Source organism: Neptuniibacter sp. QD57_21, from assembly GCF_047778075.1.
Lineage (GTDB): Bacteria > Pseudomonadota > Gammaproteobacteria > Pseudomonadales > Balneatricaceae > Neptuniibacter.
In genome coordinates this window covers 717,517-732,613 of the sequence record NZ_CP180549.1, presented here as the reverse complement: position 1 = coordinate 732,613, position 15,097 = coordinate 717,517, and the positions used below count along the sequence as shown (strand labels likewise).

Genomic DNA, 15,097 nt, shown 5'->3' with positions numbered 1-15,097 from the left:
TGCGAGATTGCTCGCTTTTTTTGACTCAACGAGACTCAATAAATGTCTGATCTTCAATTTGAAACACTAGAACAGAAAGCAAGCTACGGTATCGGCCGTCAAATGGGCGACCAGCTAGCACAACAGCCATTCGAAGGCATGGATCTAAATGCGATCTCCGCAGGTATCGCTGATTCTTTCAACGGCGAAGCAATGCGCGTAGAAGTTCAAGAGATCCAAGAAGCGTTCAACGTAATCAACGAACGTCTTCGTGCAGCTCAAGAAGCACAAGCTAAAGAAGCAGCTGCGGCAGGTGAAGAGTTCCTAGCTGAAAACGCTAAACGTGAAGGCGTTGTTGTTCTTGAATCAGGCCTACAGTACGAAATCATCGAAGCAGGTGAAGAAGGCGACAAACCTTCTCGCGAGTCTACTGTTCGTACTCACTACCACGGTACTTTCACTGACGGTAAAGTATTCGACAGTTCTTACGATCGCGGTCAACCAGCAGAATTCCCTGTTGGCGGCGTAATCGCTGGCTGGACTGAAGCTCTTCAGCTAATGAACAAAGGCGCTAAATGGAAGCTATTTATCCCTTACAACCTAGCTTACGGTGAGCAAGGTTCTCCAGGTGGCATCCCTCCATACTCTGCGCTTGTATTTGACGTAGAGCTACTAGATATTCTGTAATATCTAAGTAAGTTAATACCCAAGGCGGCCCTGACTTATCAGCGCCGCCTTTATTTTGAGTAATAGATAATGAAACTGCACTATCAGATTCACGGCGAAGGTGAACCTTTAATTATTTTGCATGGCCTGTTTGGCACCCTTGAAAACTGGGGCGCTCAAATCAAAGTTCTGTCAGAGCACTTTCAAGTGATCGCTGCCGACATGAGAAATCACGGCCGCTCTCCACACTCGGCGGAGATCGACTACGAACTTATGGCTAGTGATATCGCTGAACTGATGCAAGATCTAAAGCTAAACAAAGCCAACATTATCGGCCACTCAATGGGCGGTAAAGCAGCAATGCAATTTGCTATTACTCATCCAGAACTCATAGCAAAGCTGGTTATTGTTGATATAGCCCCAGTGGAATATACACCCCATCATGACGATGTATTCAAAGGACTATTTTCAGTCGACCTAACATCCCTTAAATCCCGTGGCGATGCTGATAAACAACTTTCAGCTTATGTCGATGAATTGGGTGTTAGAGCATTCCTGCTGAAGAATCTCTACCGCACTGAAGATAAGAAATTTGCATGGCGAATGAACTTAGACGCATTGCATAACCAATACTCCAATATCAGCGCAGCCCCTCAAGGTAACCCCTATACAAATCCAGTTTTATTTATTAAGGGCGCTAAATCGGATTATCTACTACCCAAATATCGCGATGCGGTTTTAGGGCTATTCCCTAAAGCAGATTACAAAATCATCCAAAATGCTGGCCATTGGCCACACGCGGAAAAACCAGCTGAATTCACACAGCTCATCTTGGATTATATACAGTAGGAAAGGATTGACCAGCTTATACTTGCTGATCAAGTAGAGAGCCTTCAGGGAAAAGCTTTTGGAAGACACCGGCATCAACTAGTTTCTTGTTGATCTGTGCAAGCTCTTTATTGATATCTTTCATGCGTTCATTAAAGTCATTTAGAGCCTCAGCAGCACCATCAGAACGAGCCTGTTGCTGATCTCTAAATTCCTGCAAACGCTCACCTGCAGTTGGAGAATCATCCTCATCTTCCGATTCTGACTCTTCAGCAGCACTCGCCTCTTCAGCTTTTACATCTTCCTCTTGCTGCAGGATCTCAGCGCGCGCTTCAGCCGCCATAGCTCGAGCATCAGCTGCTGCAGCACGATCGGCTGCAGATGGCTCTGCAACACCTAGAGCCGCCCTCTGGATAATTTCAGCTTTCTCTAAAGTCGCCTGCGGATCATTCGGCACTGGAGATGTATCTATTTTGACTTCACCGGCAACAGCATAAAGGCGACCATCAGGCCCACGCTCATAGGTATAGCTCGGCGCAGAGGTATATTGCCCACCGATGGAAGCGTGCGCTTGTTCATGAGCTCTGACTTCACGGTCACGCTTAGCAAGCTCTCGAGTTATTTCAAGCTCCTGCTGCTCTTGCGCCTGTTCAGATTTAGAAACGCCTAAGGATGCTGGAGCAGAAGTCGATGATGAAGACTCCAACCCTACTAGCTCGGCATCATCAGATTCCAAGCCAATAAGTTCACCATCTTCACGTTCTAGTTCGGTGGACGTTGTGCTAGCAAGACGGGATAGTTCTGCTGCTTCAGCAGAAAGGGTCACACGATCTCGGTTAACCAAACCTCGACTGGATTGTAGCTCCTGCTCAGGCGCCACATTTTCAACAGTCGCAAGCACCTTCCTCGCTTCACTCGAGCGAAGTTCTTGCGGTATAGCACTAGCATTCAGTGCCTGGGAATTAGCTGCATTGAATATCTGCATCAGCTATACCCCTCTGTTGATTATGTGCAAAGCAATCTCTGCTTTCACCTTGTTCACCACATCCATTTATTAGTTAATGCACATTTACACACGCACATTAATAATCGCGCCAGGCTCGCCTGGTTCTTCCAATTGACTGACAACTTTTGTCGCAGCAGCTTCTACATCAGTTCCTGCTGCTGATTCTAGTACCGCTTGGTTTTGATCACGGCCTGTAGCTTCTTCAGGTTGATCAGGCTTACCCGAACCAGTGACATCACTAGCAGCTCGCGGCGCGTTGTCCAAACCACGATTAATACCGACCAAACCTGTCTGCAAAGCATTGGTTACATTCATAGCCACCACCTCTATATTTTTTAAACACAGCTATGGCAACAGTAATTATAGAACATCGAGAGGAGATGTTCATTTTTTGATCATGTTAATTATTCAACAATAAATCGAGATCAATATATTGGGCAACATTTTTTGCAGAAGGTTCATCTAGATATGGCACTTCGCCAAGTAGAGGTGCGCGCAGCATATTTGCGATAGTTTCAACATTTTCTCCGTAACAATCCATCTCTGGATCAACACGGTTAGCAATCCATCCAGCTAGCTGCAGACCATCGCGGGAGATACTTTCGGCAGTCAACAAAGCATGATTAATACAACCAAGCTTCATACCCACTACCATGATCACTGGCACATTTAAAAGCTTAGGGATATTAGCCATAGTTTCACGAAAACTTAGTGGCACTCGCCAACCACCCGCGCCTTCAATAATCACAAAATCAGCAGGCTGCATTAAAGCGCCTTTGCACATCGCAGCAATACGATCAGCGCTTAATACACGATTTTCTTTCATTGCAGCAATATGCGGTGCAATAGGAGGTTTAAATGCAAAAGGGTTTACTTGCTCATACGACATAGCAACGGATGCTGCCTCTTGCAGAGCAAGCGCATCAGAATTACGCAAGCCGTCCTCTGTTTCTTCACAACCTGCGGCAATGGGCTTCAAACCGATCGTTCTTAGATCATGCTGATTAGCGGCCTCAATCAGCCCCGTAGAAACCACGGTTTTTCCAGCATCGGTATCTGTACCTGCAACAAAGAAACTTCGCTTACCCACAACCTAACTCCTAAACTTCTTTTTCAAATACAGCATATATAACCTGATAGGTCGCCGGCAAAGCCCCATCATTCAAACGTTGCTGCTCATAACCTTCTTTAAAACGGCGCACCCGCTCTCGCCCAGTCAGACCTTGTTGCTGACCTGCGTTCATATTGTGCGCCCCAAGCCTTTTAAGCTCATCTGTTAGCTGCTTTAACTGCGAATAACGTAAAACCTTATTCTGTTGCTCTAACGTTTGACAGCAAAGCGATTCCGGCAGAGCAGCCTTTAACTGCTCCACTGGCATAAACTGATTCACATGGGTAAAGCTATCCGCATGCGACCAAGCCTGACGAAGCTCTTTAAGTGTATCGGGCCCCAGCGTAGCAACGACAAAGCGGCCACCCGGCTTTAACACACGGTTTATCTCTGAGAACAAACCCTCTACATCTTCACACCACTGTATCGCTAAACTTGAAAAGATCAGATCTAACTGCTGATCAGCAATCGGCAAAGCCTCAGCATCAGCACAGATCCAATGAGTTTGATCTTCACAGCGCTGCGCGCGGGAGAACTGCAACATCCCCAAGGCAAGATCTAGATTGAGTAAAGTTGAATCTGGGTAGGCATGCTTGAGCTTAGGGGTAAAGTAGCCCGTACCACAACCTAAATCCATCATGGTGGATACAGATTGCTTAGGGAGATAAGCCAATAGCTCCTGTCCAACCTCTCTTTGCAAGTCAGCAACACTGTCGTAGGTCTGAGCAGCTTTGCTAAATGAATCCGCTACACGGCGCTTATCAATCAACAGATCCACTATGATTGATCCCCTTGAACAAAACCAAGAATATCAGCGACCACGTCAGCTTGATGGGAAAGGAAAGGTAAGTGGCCCGCACCGGCATAAGTCACCACTTCACCACCACTTATACTCTGACTAGCTTCTGCTGCTGAATTTGGAACAAGGTGATCGACTTCACCAAATAGGTGTAACACCGGTACAGCTAGATTCTTTAACTCTGGACGCTGATCTAAGCGCAATAAAGCTAAGCTCTCGTCAGCTGCCGTGTGCTCCACATCCGATAGGATCACTTTAAGTGTCTTCAGAATATCTCGACCCGCTTCCGCTCCTTGTGTTTGCAGCATAACAAAACGGGTTAAGGTCTTTTTCTGATTCTGAGCAAGCGATACTTCGAAAGCTTGGTGCGTTGCTTCATCCATAGCCGATGGCCAATCATCGCGCTGAACAAAGCAAGGGTTAGAAGCAATAGTAATCAACTTCTCCACACGCGCAGGGAAACGATCTGCAAAAGCAACGGCGATCTGCCCACCCATGGACCAACCTAGCCAGATTGCCGATTCAGGCACCTGCTCCACTAGCAGATCCAATACCGCATCAAGCGTATAAGGGGTAGGAAACTCCTGAGATCGCCCCAAACCCGGTAGATCGATAATCGTCAGGCTAAAATACTCTGCCAATTGATCAGCAAATGGGCCCCATACCTGCCCTGTCATCCCCCAGCCATGTAATAGAACTAGTTCAGGCTTGCCTGGGTTCTCGCGGTACTCTTTATAAAGCTTTACTTGGCTCATCTACGCCTGCTCTTTAATAACTTTTTCTAAAGTGCCTAATAAGCGCTCAACTTGCGCTTCTGTATGCGCGGCACTTAAGGTCACTCTTAATCGTGCGCTGCCTTGCGGAACGGTTGGCGGACGAATCGCACTGATGAATATGCCTTCTCGCTCAAGCCCCTGACTAATCTGGATCGCTTTATCTGATTCGCCAATTACAATTGGCTGTATCGGCGTTGGAGAGTCCATTAGATCCAAACCTAAATCATCACAACCTTTTCTGAATTGTTGGATCAACGCTTCGAGCTTTTCTCTACGCCAGTTTTCTTCACGCAATATACGCAAACTCGTTAAGGTAGCAGCAGCCACTGCTGGCGGCATGCTTGTAGTGTAGATATAGGTTCTAGCGTGTTGAATTAAGGTCTCGATGAGCTCTTCAGAACCGGCTACAAATGCACCCGCAGTACCAAAACCTTTACCTAAGGTACCCACCAGCACTTCCGGTGAATTCGACCCCATAGCAAAATATTCCGCACAGCCACCACCTTGCCTACCTAAACAACCAAAGCCATGCGCATCATCAACCATTAACCAAGCATTATGATCACGACACACTGAAGCGAGTGAAGGCAGATCAGCCACATCGCCGTCCATGCTAAATACACCATCAGTAACCACTAACTTACGTCGTGCCTCTGATCTGCTCAGACGTGTATTTAGGCTCTCGGAGTCGTTATGCAAGTAACGTTGAAAACGCGCGCCGCACAGCAAACCAGCATCCAATAAAGAGGCATGATTTAAGCGATCCTGAAATACCGCATCTTGCTTATCCAATAAAGCATTTACGGCACCAATATTCGCCATATACCCGGTTGAGAAAAGCAGCGCTCTGGGTCTGCCTGTAAATTCGGCAAGCGCCTCTTCAAGCTCATGGTGAGCTTGGCTATGCCCATTCACTAAGTGCGAAGCACCGCCACCAACACCAAATTTATCTGCTGCTTTTTGAAAGCTGTGGATAACGTCAGGGTGATTAGCCAATCCCAAATAATCATTTGAGCAGAAGGCAAGATACTCGCGCCCATCCACGCTCACCATTGGTTGCTGTGGTGTTTCTAAAGTACGGCGTTGACGATAAAGAGACTGCTGCTTTCGCTGCTGCAGTTCTTCAGACAAGGAGTCAAAAGACATAGTAAATCTCTAAGGGGTATAGAGTAGGAGGTAGTCTTCACTACCTCCTGTAAGCCATTAAGCTTCGTAGAAGTGAGTGCTGTCCTGCTGTTTCTGCAGGTCATTCATTAATGCAGCTTCTTGGGTTTCATCCGTATCAGAGATACGTTGCTCCATATTGATACCCAACTTCTTAAATAATTGAACATCGCGATGTGTTTCTGGATTTGGTGTCGTTAGTAGACACTCTCCATAGAAAATAGAGTTGGCGCCAGCAAAGAATGTCATCGCCTGCATTTCATCGCTCATTTTTTCACGACCAGCGGACAAACGAACATGGGATTTAGGCATCATGATACGCGCCACAGCAATCATACGAATAAAATCGATATGATCTAAATCTTCAACATTTTCTAGCGGAGTACCCGATACTTTAACCAGCATGTTGATTGGTACACTTTCAGGTTGCACTGGCATATTCGCTAGTTGCATCAATAAACCGTAGCGATCCTTGGCCGTTTCGCCCATGCCTAAAATACCACCACTACAAATCTTCATACCGGAATCACGAACATTCTGTAGCGTGTCTAAACGATCCTGGTAAGTACGGGTCGTGATAATTTTGTCGTAAAACTCAGGAGAAGTATCCAAGTTATGGTTGTAATAATCCAAACCCGCATCCGCAAGCTGTTGAGCTTTGCCTTCATCCAACATGCCCAAAGTCATGCAGGTCTCTAACCCCATCTCTTTGACCTTTTGAACCATTTCGATTACATAAGGCATATCTTTATCTGCTGGGTGCTTCCAAGCCGCGCCCATACAGAAACGGGTTGAACCTGTCTCTTTGGCTTTACGAGCTTTCTCCAATACTTTTTCAACTTGCATCAAGCGCTCTTTTTCCAGACCAGTATTGTAATGACCACTCTGCGGGCAGTACTTACAATCTTCTGGACACGCACCTGTTTTAATAGAAAGCAGCGTACTAACCTGAACTTCATTCGGGTCGAAGTTTTCGCGATGCACTGTTTGCGCTTTAAACATCAGATCATTAAAAGGCAGTTCAAACAGAGCTTTTACCTCTGCTTCTGTCCAGTCATGACGAATTGCACCTAGTTGTTGCATCTTGCTTCTTCTCCCGAGAAAATAGCGATACAGGCAGGAAGCCTTGCACCACGATAAAACGTACCAAAATAAAGCGACAATTTTATCCTGACAGAAGGAACTGTCAACCAATGAAAAAACAGACAGTGGACTACAGCCTACTTTTTAATCTATGTATTTTATGCCAGCTCAAGCTTGATACACCCTCTAAAAGCAATATCTGCTCTAGCTGCTTGCAAGACCTGCCTTGGTTAGAGCACTGCTGCAAAGTCTGTGCCCTTCCCCTCCCTAGCGATCAAGACAACTTAATTTGCGGTCAATGCCAAAAGAAGCAACCGGCCTTTAAGCAAGCCCAGGCACTTTTCCACTATCAATTTCCTATTAACCAACTCATTAGCGGCATTAAATTCAATCGTAATACTCAGTTTATAAGCCATATAGCCCGACTGATGACTGACCATTTAACCACCCAGCAACCTGTCGATTGCTTGATGCCTATCCCCATGCATAGAGTTAGCTTTATAAAACGTGGCTATAATCAAGCTACACTCCTCTGCGACCGGATCAGCCAATACAGTGGTATTCCCTCAGACCGTAACTCACTCATTAAAATAAAAAGCACGCCACCACAACACTCTCTATCCCGTAAAGAACGTCTTAAAAATCAAAAAGGCGCTTTCAAATGCAAGCCGATCACACATAAGCGAATATTGTTAATTGATGATGTAATGACTACAGGGGCGACTTTCGAAGCAGCGAGCCTCGCGTTACTCAATGCCGGCGCCGAGCAAGTCTATGGATTGGCTTTAGCTCGAACAGATAGATAGCATTTGAACGAAAGAATAAAAAATAAGAGTAGTGGCATTAAAGGAAAATAAAGAGTACAAACCTGAGTTCAAGACTAGTGACAACTAATTTGCGACATCACTTATGCCAAGTACTTACTCCATAGCTCCAATCGCCGTCATTCGAAGCCCTTATAAAGAAAAATTTGGCATCCCTAGGCAGCCCAATTTAGCGAAAAGCGTAACAGCTCGTGTTGAGATCTTAGAAGAGTTTTCAAGTGATGAGATTGTTAGGGGCTTGGAAAACTGCAGCCATATCTGGCTCGTTTTCCTATTTAGCGAGTGCATTGATAAAGGCTGGAAACCTACAGTCCGTCCTCCTCGCTTAGGCGGCAATAAAAGACTTGGGGTATTCGCTACACGCTCTCCTTTTCGCCCCAATCCTATCGGGTTGTCTCCTGTACGTTTAGTTAGCATCGAAAAAACATCTAACGGTATTGAACTAGTGATTAGTGGTGCAGACCTATTAGACGGCACCCCTGTGATCGATATAAAGCCATACCTGCCTTACTCAGACATTATCTCTGATGCTGAATACCCAATGGCAGATGAAATCACCCTTCTAGCTCAACCGGTTGTATTCTCGGAACAAGCCCAACAAGAAATTTCAGCCAGTGAAATCCGGTTACAACAACCGTTAAAACAGCAACTCAGCGAACTTCTGCAATGTGATCCGCGTCCGGCTTATAAAAAGAATGATGCCGAAAAAAGTTACGGAATAAAGTTACACGATCTTAACGTTCGCTTTAGAATCACAGATCAAGAAATAACGGTTGATTCAATCACGGTCGAATAGCATCCGCCTCAACGATAGCGAGACTGATTCAGCTCTTCTTCAGGCTAAACTATTTAATATACGCCTATAGCTTTTGGAGGCTTATATGCTGTATTTACGCGCATTGATCTGCACTGCACTAGTCACTTTATCGGCATCTGCACAAGCAAATGAACATTTAGAAAAAATTCCTGATTGGTTACTCACACTGCCCGAGAGTATCGAGCAACTGGAAAGTACGGGAAAGACGAGTTCTATCTATCTGAAGAACTACATGCAATGTATGGATGATCAACAAGCGCTGAATCAAAAGGAATCTCCCACAGTCGGCCAGGTTATCGACAATGCTTTAGACGCGGGCAATGAATGCGCGCCTTTGCTAAACGATATGCTAGATGAAATAAAAGATTCCGTAGGGTCGCAAACGCCTTCATCCGATAACCAAACTAACAAAAGCTTATAACCAAATACCTGATCAATAATTAAACAAAACTTTGACTAAAGTATAAAACCCGATTAAAATGCTCGGGTTTTTATTTGGGATGGAAGTCTGAAGGAGTCAGGTTAACGATTGAGGTGTATATGAACTTTACTTTTGCACAAGCTGAACAAATGATCGAAGAATCCAGCGCACTGTTTGAATGTTATTTAGAGCGCGTTTTTGAGTCTGAATCTTTTACCGATCTCATTAGTGCATCTCATTGGTATAACGACGCTTTTGTATCTCTAATCGTTAACCCAACACAACCTCGTTAATCGATATTTATCCCCAATAAAAAAGGCCTCTAAATCGAGGCCTTTTTTATATCTAAACTCTAATCTTGTTTACAGCAGCGGCGAATCCAATAATCCACACTCACGAATCGTCCAGCACCAGTAAAGAACAAACTGAACAACATCACGAAATAGGTGATAGCAAACTCTATCCCATTATTTAAAATAACAACAGATCCACGCCCCGTTAGCCAATCGTAGTGTCCATGCTCCTGTAGCAAACTCTTAGCCGCAGCCAAACGCTCTTGAGCCTCCATGACTCTGTCATTAGCCAACCAACTACCACCATCAGAGATAGCTAACCAACCGTTTTCCCAATGCACCGCAAATGCAGCCACTAGCATAGTGACCATCAAAGGAATACTAATCCAGCGCACAGCAAAACCAATCAGTAGCAACACACCGCCAATTAATTCAGTACCGGTTGCCATCGCAGCCAAAAGTTCAGGAAAAGGCAAGCCTAGACCCCACTCTTTGTTTCCAAACCACTCAACGGTGTTTTCGAAACCAATATATTTATTCCAGCCCGCCTGTAAAAACACAGGCGCGAGATACAATCTCAACAACAAAGGCGCTAGACCATCTGCACACTTCGTATTATCTAAGATATCTTGTAAACGACTAACAAAACTAACCATAGGATTCGACATAACTTCACCCGTTATCCAATGAGTGGTAACTAAACTCTTGTTCCTAACACTATGCCCTTAGAACGCAGATGTTCCAGTGTACTTAAACCACCTGAAACCACTTGGGATGGATCAGGGTGCTGCATCTCACTCGCGATCTGCTGTAACGCCTGCTCCCCCGGGAGCGATTCATCTTCAGATAAGAGGTACAACAACCGTCCAGTCACTGAATTAACTTCCATAAACTGCACTTCATCTTCGCGATTACGGTAAGCAATCAAGAAAGTTGGTGTGTCTGATGGTTCTGTCGGCTGATAATCTGGACGCACACAATGTACCGGATACTGATAAGAGAGAAGCCAAGCCAAAGGCGATTGCACGGGATGTTGCGTTAACAGATCGCCATTAACATCAACATTTTGCAAAGGTAGCTCTATCTCTGACGCATCTAATGCGAGTTCAACCCATTCATAATGAATCAGCTCTAATAAAAACGCAGGATCATTTTCTTGCGGTTCTCGTTCATTTTGAACGTAAGCAATAAACTCCTGACCAATTTCAAGGAAATAAGGCGTCTGACAACGATGTTTATCAAAAAAACCGCGCGCCAACTTAGTCCAATACTCTTTCGAACTGATCTGTTTTAAAACCGGGAAATTACCAGACAAAAAACCTTCAACATTATTGAAGAAGAGGTCTCGGTAAATACCCATGCGACGGTCTTCGATACCATCAGGACCATCATTCTCATCGGGATTCCGAATATGTGCAGCAAACTCGTATTGTAGCTGCTGGAACTTAGGCATTTCAGGCAACGGTTTGTGCATGGCGCATCTTCCATTTATTTTGATAGGAACGAACCTGATCCACCTCCGCTAATAGCTCAGGCAGCGGCGGAATATTAAAGTCACGCTCTAATAACGTCGGCACTAAACCAAATTGGTCATATGTGGATTCCAACAAAGACCAAACTGGATCAACAACAGGCGCTCCATGCGTATCAACGATAAGGTCTTCAGCCTCGTTGTAATGACCTGCGATATGAAGATACATAATCCGTTCTGCAGGCATTGCCCTCAAGAACGCCTCAGCATCATAGCCATGGTTGATACTGTTTACATAGATGTTATTAACATCGAGTAACAGATCGCAGTCCGCTTCTTCCAATACAGCCAACAAGAACTCTTGCTCTGTCATCTCAGCACCAGGCGCTGCATAGTACGAGACGTTTTCCATCGCAATTCTTTGCTCAAGCACATCTTGAACCTGACGAATCCGCTCTGCTACGTATTTCACCGCTTCCGCAGTAAAAGGAATCGGCATCAAATCATAAAGATGACCATCATCAGAACAGTAGCTCAGATGCTCAGAGTACCCGCGAATATTGTGTTCTTTAAGAAAGGCTTTAAGGCGAGTCAAAAAATCCATATCTAAAGGGGAAGGGCTACCGATAGATAGAGATAGACCATGAGCCATAAAAGGGTGTTTTTCAGTATATTGTTTAAACGCTTTACCGAAACGCCCACCAAGCCCCATCCAGTTTTCCGGCGCGATCTCTAGAAAATCAAACCCACTTGGATCAATCTCTTTTAATGTCTCTGACATACAACGGCGAAAGCCGAAGCCTGCCCCTGTAACAGGATAGCGGTCTTTATTCATGAAACACCTAGCCTTTAAGTCAAAAGACCCTGAAGGCTCAGGGTCTCTATTAAGTATTACAAAGCGTTATTGGGATTATTTAGAACCGCCACATTTACCTTCGCCACACTTGCCTTCAGACTTAGCAGCTTTGTCACCACCGCACTTGCCTTCACCACATTTGCCTTCAGATTTTGCAGCTTTGTCACCGCCACATTTACCTTCACCGCACTTGCCTTCAGACTTAGCAGCTTTATCACCACCGCACTTACCTTCACCGCATTTGCCTTCAGACTTCTCAGCTTTTTTACCGCCGCATTTGCCTTCACCACACTTGCCTTCAGACTTCTCAGCTTTTTTACCACCGCACTTGCCTTCACCACATTTGCCTTCGTTCATAGCAACTTGCTGGCTGTAACCAGAAGATAGGTCCGTTGTAGCAAATGGGTTTTCTGCAGCTGTCGCAACAGGCGCCGCAACCATACCAGTCATAAATGCTGCACCAACAGCGGCAACCATAGGTTTTACAGATGTATTTTTATTAGCCATTCTTAATTCACCCCAAAATTGAAAAAATTATTATCTTGCGTTATTTGTAAAATTCAGAGCCTGTCACGAGCTCTTGCGTTTGTGACTACAGCTTGTGAATAAAGTTTCACCAAGTTCTAAATTAAGTGAATTTTTTTTCATAATCACGCATTTTTTATTAGTTTTTTCGCTTATTTATTAACATGTTACAAAAGATTTATATTTTAGAGCTTTCTTACATAACAAGCACTCAGAGATAAAATTAGAACTTGTCTTGATCAAAAATTTTAAGCAGGCTCTAATACTCCTAATTAAAAAATTTCGATTAAGGGCACACCTAAGCATGATCACTTCTGAGCAGGTTTCTTTTGACCAGCAACATATTTGGCACCCCTACTCATCCATGATCAACCCTCCAGCGGTTTACCCTGTCGAATCGGCTAGTGGCGTTAAATTAAAGCTAAGTAACGGCAAAGAACTTATCGATGGTATGGCATCGTGGTGGTCAGTTATTCACGGCTATAACAATCCAGAATTAAACCAAGCAGCACATGAACAGATCGATAAAATGGCGCATGTCATGTTTGGCGGCCTTACTCATGAACCTGCAATCAATCTCTGCCAAAAGCTGGTAGAGATGACTCCTGCCAATCTCGATAAAGTGTTTATCGCAGACTCAGGCTCTGTTGCCGTTGAAGTCGCTCTTAAAATGGCCATTCAATATCAACACGCCCGCGGTAAGCCAGAAAAACATAAGCTACTTACCATTAAAAATGGCTATCACGGTGATACCTTTGGTGCGATGGCTGTATGTGATCCAGTTACGGGGATGCATGAAATTTTTACTGGTGTACTACCACAGCATTTCTTTGCGCCAGCTCCTCAAACAAAATTTGATCAGAGCCTAGACGAAAGCGATATCGCTCCTTTACGCCATTTACTAGAGCAACATCATTCAGAAATAGCAGCATTGATCTTAGAACCTGTTGTTCAAGGTGCAGGCGGCATGCGCTTTTACTCACCGCAGTATTTGAAAGAAGCACGCGCACTGTGCACTGAATTTGATGTATTACTCATAGCCGACGAAATTGCGACCGGTTTTGGTCGAAGCGGTAAGTTGTTCGCTTGCGAACATGCAGGCATCGAGCCTGACATTCTTTGTCTAGGTAAGGCGATTACCGGCGGATACATGTCATTAGCCGCCACACTTACGACAAAGCATATCGGCGAAACCATCTCCGCAGGTGGTGCTGGCTGCTTTATGCACGGCCCAACATTTATGGGCAATCCTCTAGCATGTGCTATTGCCAATAAAAGCTTGGAGCTATTGATTAAAAACGATTGGCAGACAAATGTCACTCGGATCGAAGCCGGATTAAAAGCAGGTTTAGCACCAGCAGCGGAATTAGATCATGTACATGAGGTACGCAGCTTAGGTGCTATTGGCGTTATCGAGATGAAAGAAGCTGTTAATACTGCCGAGATTCAAAAGTTATTTATAGAGCGTGACTTGTGGATAAGACCCTTCGGCAAACTAGTGTACGTGATGCCACCTTACATTATGACAAACGATGAATTAGAAAAGCTCACCTCTGGAATGGTAGATGCTGTCTCAGTTTACAAAACTTAAGGATTAGATATGGCCCGCATTAAGCTAGACATGCCTGACAACTATATTTTTTCCACAGAATTACCTGTGCGAATCAGTGATATTAATTACGGTGGCCATCTAAGTAACGATGCCATGCTCTCTATCGTGCATGAAGCGCGCATTCGCTTCCTCAGCCATTATCATTATGGAGAGTTAGATATTGAAGGGCTCGGTCTTATCATGACTGACTCAGCCATCGTATACAAAGCAGAAGGGTTTCATGGCGACCAACTTCAGATCGATATCGCCTTAGCTGATATTAATAAGTATGGCTTCGACTTTTTCTATCTGATAACCAACAAGAAAACCGCTGTTGAAGTGGCTCATGCAAAGACTGGCGTCGTTTTTTTCGATTACGATAAACGTAGCGTTACTGCTGTGCCAGAAGCCTTTATAAACAAAGTCATTAGAGATGCTTAAATCAATTTTCTAAACACAAAAAAAGGGGCACTTAATGCCCCCTTTTTCAGATTCAATTTAACCTTCAGACTTTTCGCTTTGCCCCGGCGGTTCTCGATGTTTTGCGGGTTCAGCTAACTCTTCATTTACGCTGCCTTTATTGATTTTTACCTGCAGGTGTAATGCTGTTTTAGCCAACATCATTGCACTTACAGGCGCTGTAATGAAAAGGAAGATCGTAATCAAAAGTTCGTGAGCACTCACGCCACCATTACGGTACGAAGTGATCAACATCGAAGCAATCAGAATAGCCCCCATGCCTAAGGTTGTAGCTTTCGTCGGTGTATGCAAACGCATATAAAAATCAGGCATTTTCATTAACCCGATCGAGCCTAAAAGAACAAAAGCTCCACCCATTAGCAGCAATGCCGAGCCAATTAGCTCAATATAAAAACCCATGCTTAATT

General features: G+C 44.7%; 20 protein-coding genes. 8 read left to right on the top strand and 12 right to left on the bottom strand.

What is annotated here, in order from left to right:
• The first annotated feature begins 42 nt into the window (after nucleotides 1-42).
• Together ACMXYS_RS03145 and ACMXYS_RS03140 are read left to right on the top strand one after the other, a co-directional pair.
• Nucleotides 43-666: an FKBP-type peptidyl-prolyl cis-trans isomerase gene (locus ACMXYS_RS03145; RefSeq protein WP_415883548.1), complete on the top strand. Its 624-nt coding sequence runs from the start codon at nucleotides 43-45 to the stop codon at nucleotides 664-666.
• A 69-nt stretch (nucleotides 667-735) separates the two neighbouring features.
• The gene (locus ACMXYS_RS03140; RefSeq protein WP_415897550.1) at nucleotides 736-1,494 is read left to right on the top strand and encodes an alpha/beta fold hydrolase; all 759 of its coding nucleotides are present in this window, start codon (nucleotides 736-738) and stop codon (nucleotides 1,492-1,494) included.
• Between the two features lie 16 nt (nucleotides 1,495-1,510).
• On the opposite strand, the gene ACMXYS_RS03135 is transcribed toward ACMXYS_RS03140, so the two are convergent.
• The 7 genes from ACMXYS_RS03135 to bioB form a co-directional block, all read right to left on the bottom strand.
• On the bottom strand, nucleotides 1,511-2,458 hold the full coding sequence (locus ACMXYS_RS03135; protein WP_415883546.1) for a putative metalloprotease CJM1_0395 family protein: 948 nt from the start codon (nucleotides 2,456-2,458) through the stop codon (nucleotides 1,511-1,513).
• An 84-nt stretch (nucleotides 2,459-2,542) separates the two neighbouring features.
• Nucleotides 2,543-2,794 (bottom strand): hypothetical protein, encoded by a 252-nt coding sequence (locus ACMXYS_RS03130; RefSeq protein ID WP_415883545.1) that lies wholly within the window; start codon nucleotides 2,792-2,794, stop codon nucleotides 2,543-2,545.
• Between the two features lie 85 nt (nucleotides 2,795-2,879).
• Nucleotides 2,880-3,569 (bottom strand): dethiobiotin synthase, encoded by a 690-nt coding sequence (gene bioD / locus ACMXYS_RS03125; protein WP_415883544.1) that lies wholly within the window; start codon nucleotides 3,567-3,569, stop codon nucleotides 2,880-2,882.
• 10 nt (nucleotides 3,570-3,579) lie between these two features.
• Nucleotides 3,580-4,368 carry a malonyl-ACP O-methyltransferase BioC gene (bioC, locus tag ACMXYS_RS03120; RefSeq protein ID WP_415897549.1) on the bottom strand — a complete coding sequence of 263 codons (789 nt, stop codon included), beginning with the start codon at nucleotides 4,366-4,368 and terminating at the stop codon, nucleotides 3,580-3,582.
• Nucleotides 4,368-5,144 (bottom strand): alpha/beta fold hydrolase, encoded by a 777-nt coding sequence (locus ACMXYS_RS03115; RefSeq protein ID WP_415897548.1) that lies wholly within the window; start codon nucleotides 5,142-5,144, stop codon nucleotides 4,368-4,370. The genes bioC and ACMXYS_RS03115 overlap by 1 nt, the downstream gene beginning before the upstream one ends.
• Nucleotides 5,145-6,311 (bottom strand): 8-amino-7-oxononanoate synthase, encoded by a 1,167-nt coding sequence (gene bioF / locus ACMXYS_RS03110; RefSeq protein WP_415883541.1) that lies wholly within the window; start codon nucleotides 6,309-6,311, stop codon nucleotides 5,145-5,147.
• Nucleotides 6,312-6,368: 57 nt separating this feature from the next.
• Nucleotides 6,369-7,412, bottom strand: a complete 1,044-nt coding sequence (bioB, locus tag ACMXYS_RS03105; protein WP_415883540.1) for a biotin synthase BioB — start codon at nucleotides 7,410-7,412, stop codon at nucleotides 6,369-6,371.
• 110 nt (nucleotides 7,413-7,522) lie between these two features.
• Here bioB and ACMXYS_RS03100 point away from each other — a divergent pair, with 110 nt between their 5' ends.
• From ACMXYS_RS03100 to ACMXYS_RS03085, 4 genes are all read left to right on the top strand, one after another.
• A complete protein-coding gene (locus tag ACMXYS_RS03100) occupies nucleotides 7,523-8,218 on the top strand; it encodes a ComF family protein (protein ID WP_415883539.1) in 696 nt (231 codons plus the stop codon).
• Nucleotides 8,219-8,321: 103 nt separating this feature from the next.
• On the top strand, nucleotides 8,322-9,032 hold the full coding sequence (gene tsaA / locus ACMXYS_RS03095; RefSeq protein WP_415883538.1) for a tRNA (N6-threonylcarbamoyladenosine(37)-N6)-methyltransferase TrmO: 711 nt from the start codon (nucleotides 8,322-8,324) through the stop codon (nucleotides 9,030-9,032).
• A gap of 85 nt (nucleotides 9,033-9,117) precedes the next feature.
• Nucleotides 9,118-9,474 (top strand): hypothetical protein, encoded by a 357-nt coding sequence (locus tag ACMXYS_RS03090; RefSeq protein ID WP_415897547.1) that lies wholly within the window; start codon nucleotides 9,118-9,120, stop codon nucleotides 9,472-9,474.
• 119 nt (nucleotides 9,475-9,593) lie between these two features.
• A complete protein-coding gene (locus ACMXYS_RS03085; RefSeq protein ID WP_415883536.1) occupies nucleotides 9,594-9,767 on the top strand; it encodes a hypothetical protein in 174 nt (57 codons plus the stop codon).
• 59 nt (nucleotides 9,768-9,826) lie between these two features.
• Here ACMXYS_RS03085 and ACMXYS_RS03080 read toward each other — a convergent pair whose 3' ends face one another.
• From ACMXYS_RS03080 to ACMXYS_RS03065, 4 genes are all read right to left on the bottom strand, one after another.
• Nucleotides 9,827-10,423, bottom strand: coding sequence for a DoxX family protein (locus tag ACMXYS_RS03080; protein WP_415884637.1), 597 nt, complete (start codon nucleotides 10,421-10,423; stop codon nucleotides 9,827-9,829).
• A gap of 41 nt (nucleotides 10,424-10,464) precedes the next feature.
• Nucleotides 10,465-11,241 carry a DUF2063 domain-containing protein gene (locus ACMXYS_RS03075; protein ID WP_415883535.1) on the bottom strand — a complete coding sequence of 259 codons (777 nt, stop codon included), beginning with the start codon at nucleotides 11,239-11,241 and terminating at the stop codon, nucleotides 10,465-10,467.
• Nucleotides 11,222-12,073, bottom strand: a complete 852-nt coding sequence (locus ACMXYS_RS03070; RefSeq protein ID WP_415883534.1) for a DUF692 domain-containing protein — start codon at nucleotides 12,071-12,073, stop codon at nucleotides 11,222-11,224. Before ACMXYS_RS03070 ends, ACMXYS_RS03075 begins: the two co-directional genes overlap by 20 nt.
• 75 nt (nucleotides 12,074-12,148) lie before the next feature.
• Nucleotides 12,149-12,601 carry a hypothetical protein gene (locus ACMXYS_RS03065; RefSeq protein ID WP_415883533.1) on the bottom strand — a complete coding sequence of 151 codons (453 nt, stop codon included), beginning with the start codon at nucleotides 12,599-12,601 and terminating at the stop codon, nucleotides 12,149-12,151.
• A gap of 322 nt (nucleotides 12,602-12,923) precedes the next feature.
• On the opposite strand from ACMXYS_RS03065, the gene bioA reads away from it, so the two are divergent.
• On the top strand, nucleotides 12,924-14,210 hold the full coding sequence (gene bioA / locus ACMXYS_RS03060; protein WP_415897546.1) for an adenosylmethionine--8-amino-7-oxononanoate transaminase: 1,287 nt from the start codon (nucleotides 12,924-12,926) through the stop codon (nucleotides 14,208-14,210).
• Between the two features lie 9 nt (nucleotides 14,211-14,219).
• Nucleotides 14,220-14,651 (top strand): acyl-CoA thioesterase, encoded by a 432-nt coding sequence (locus ACMXYS_RS03055; RefSeq protein WP_415883531.1) that lies wholly within the window; start codon nucleotides 14,220-14,222, stop codon nucleotides 14,649-14,651.
• 57 nt (nucleotides 14,652-14,708) lie between these two features.
• Here ACMXYS_RS03055 and ACMXYS_RS03050 read toward each other — a convergent pair whose 3' ends face one another.
• A complete protein-coding gene (locus ACMXYS_RS03050) occupies nucleotides 14,709-15,089 on the bottom strand; it encodes a Na+/H+ antiporter subunit G (protein ID WP_415883530.1) in 381 nt (126 codons plus the stop codon).
• Nucleotides 15,090-15,097 lie beyond the last annotated feature (8 nt).

What these genes read in the sequence shown, in the direction of transcription:
- ACMXYS_RS03145 (WP_415883548.1), top strand. Translation starts at nt 43, where the DNA reads ATGTCTGATCTTCAATTTGAAACACTAGAACAGAAAGCAAGCTACGGT.
- ACMXYS_RS03140 (WP_415897550.1), top strand. Translation starts at nt 736, where the DNA reads ATGAAACTGCACTATCAGATTCACGGCGAAGGTGAACCTTTAATTATT.
- ACMXYS_RS03135 (WP_415883546.1), bottom strand. Translation starts at nt 2,458, where the DNA reads ATGCAGATATTCAATGCAGCTAATTCCCAGGCACTGAATGCTAGTGCT.
- ACMXYS_RS03130 (WP_415883545.1), bottom strand. Translation starts at nt 2,794, where the DNA reads ATGAATGTAACCAATGCTTTGCAGACAGGTTTGGTCGGTATTAATCGT.
- ACMXYS_RS03115 (WP_415897548.1), bottom strand. Translation starts at nt 5,144, where the DNA reads ATGAGCCAAGTAAAGCTTTATAAAGAGTACCGCGAGAACCCAGGCAAG.
- bioF (WP_415883541.1), bottom strand. Translation starts at nt 6,311, where the DNA reads ATGTCTTTTGACTCCTTGTCTGAAGAACTGCAGCAGCGAAAGCAGCAG.
- bioB (WP_415883540.1), bottom strand. Translation starts at nt 7,412, where the DNA reads ATGCAACAACTAGGTGCAATTCGTCATGACTGGACAGAAGCAGAGGTA.
- ACMXYS_RS03100 (WP_415883539.1), top strand. Translation starts at nt 7,523, where the DNA reads ATGAAAAAACAGACAGTGGACTACAGCCTACTTTTTAATCTATGTATT.
- tsaA (WP_415883538.1), top strand. Translation starts at nt 8,322, where the DNA reads ATGCCAAGTACTTACTCCATAGCTCCAATCGCCGTCATTCGAAGCCCT.
- ACMXYS_RS03090 (WP_415897547.1), top strand. Translation starts at nt 9,118, where the DNA reads ATGCTGTATTTACGCGCATTGATCTGCACTGCACTAGTCACTTTATCG.
- ACMXYS_RS03085 (WP_415883536.1), top strand. Translation starts at nt 9,594, where the DNA reads ATGAACTTTACTTTTGCACAAGCTGAACAAATGATCGAAGAATCCAGC.
- ACMXYS_RS03080 (WP_415884637.1), bottom strand. Translation starts at nt 10,423, where the DNA reads ATGGTTAGTTTTGTTAGTCGTTTACAAGATATCTTAGATAATACGAAG.
- ACMXYS_RS03075 (WP_415883535.1), bottom strand. Translation starts at nt 11,241, where the DNA reads ATGCACAAACCGTTGCCTGAAATGCCTAAGTTCCAGCAGCTACAATAC.
- ACMXYS_RS03070 (WP_415883534.1), bottom strand. Translation starts at nt 12,073, where the DNA reads ATGAATAAAGACCGCTATCCTGTTACAGGGGCAGGCTTCGGCTTTCGC.
- ACMXYS_RS03065 (WP_415883533.1), bottom strand. Translation starts at nt 12,601, where the DNA reads ATGGCTAATAAAAATACATCTGTAAAACCTATGGTTGCCGCTGTTGGT.
- bioA (WP_415897546.1), top strand. Translation starts at nt 12,924, where the DNA reads ATGATCACTTCTGAGCAGGTTTCTTTTGACCAGCAACATATTTGGCAC.
- ACMXYS_RS03055 (WP_415883531.1), top strand. Translation starts at nt 14,220, where the DNA reads ATGGCCCGCATTAAGCTAGACATGCCTGACAACTATATTTTTTCCACA.
- ACMXYS_RS03050 (WP_415883530.1), bottom strand. Translation starts at nt 15,089, where the DNA reads ATGGGTTTTTATATTGAGCTAATTGGCTCGGCATTGCTGCTAATGGGT.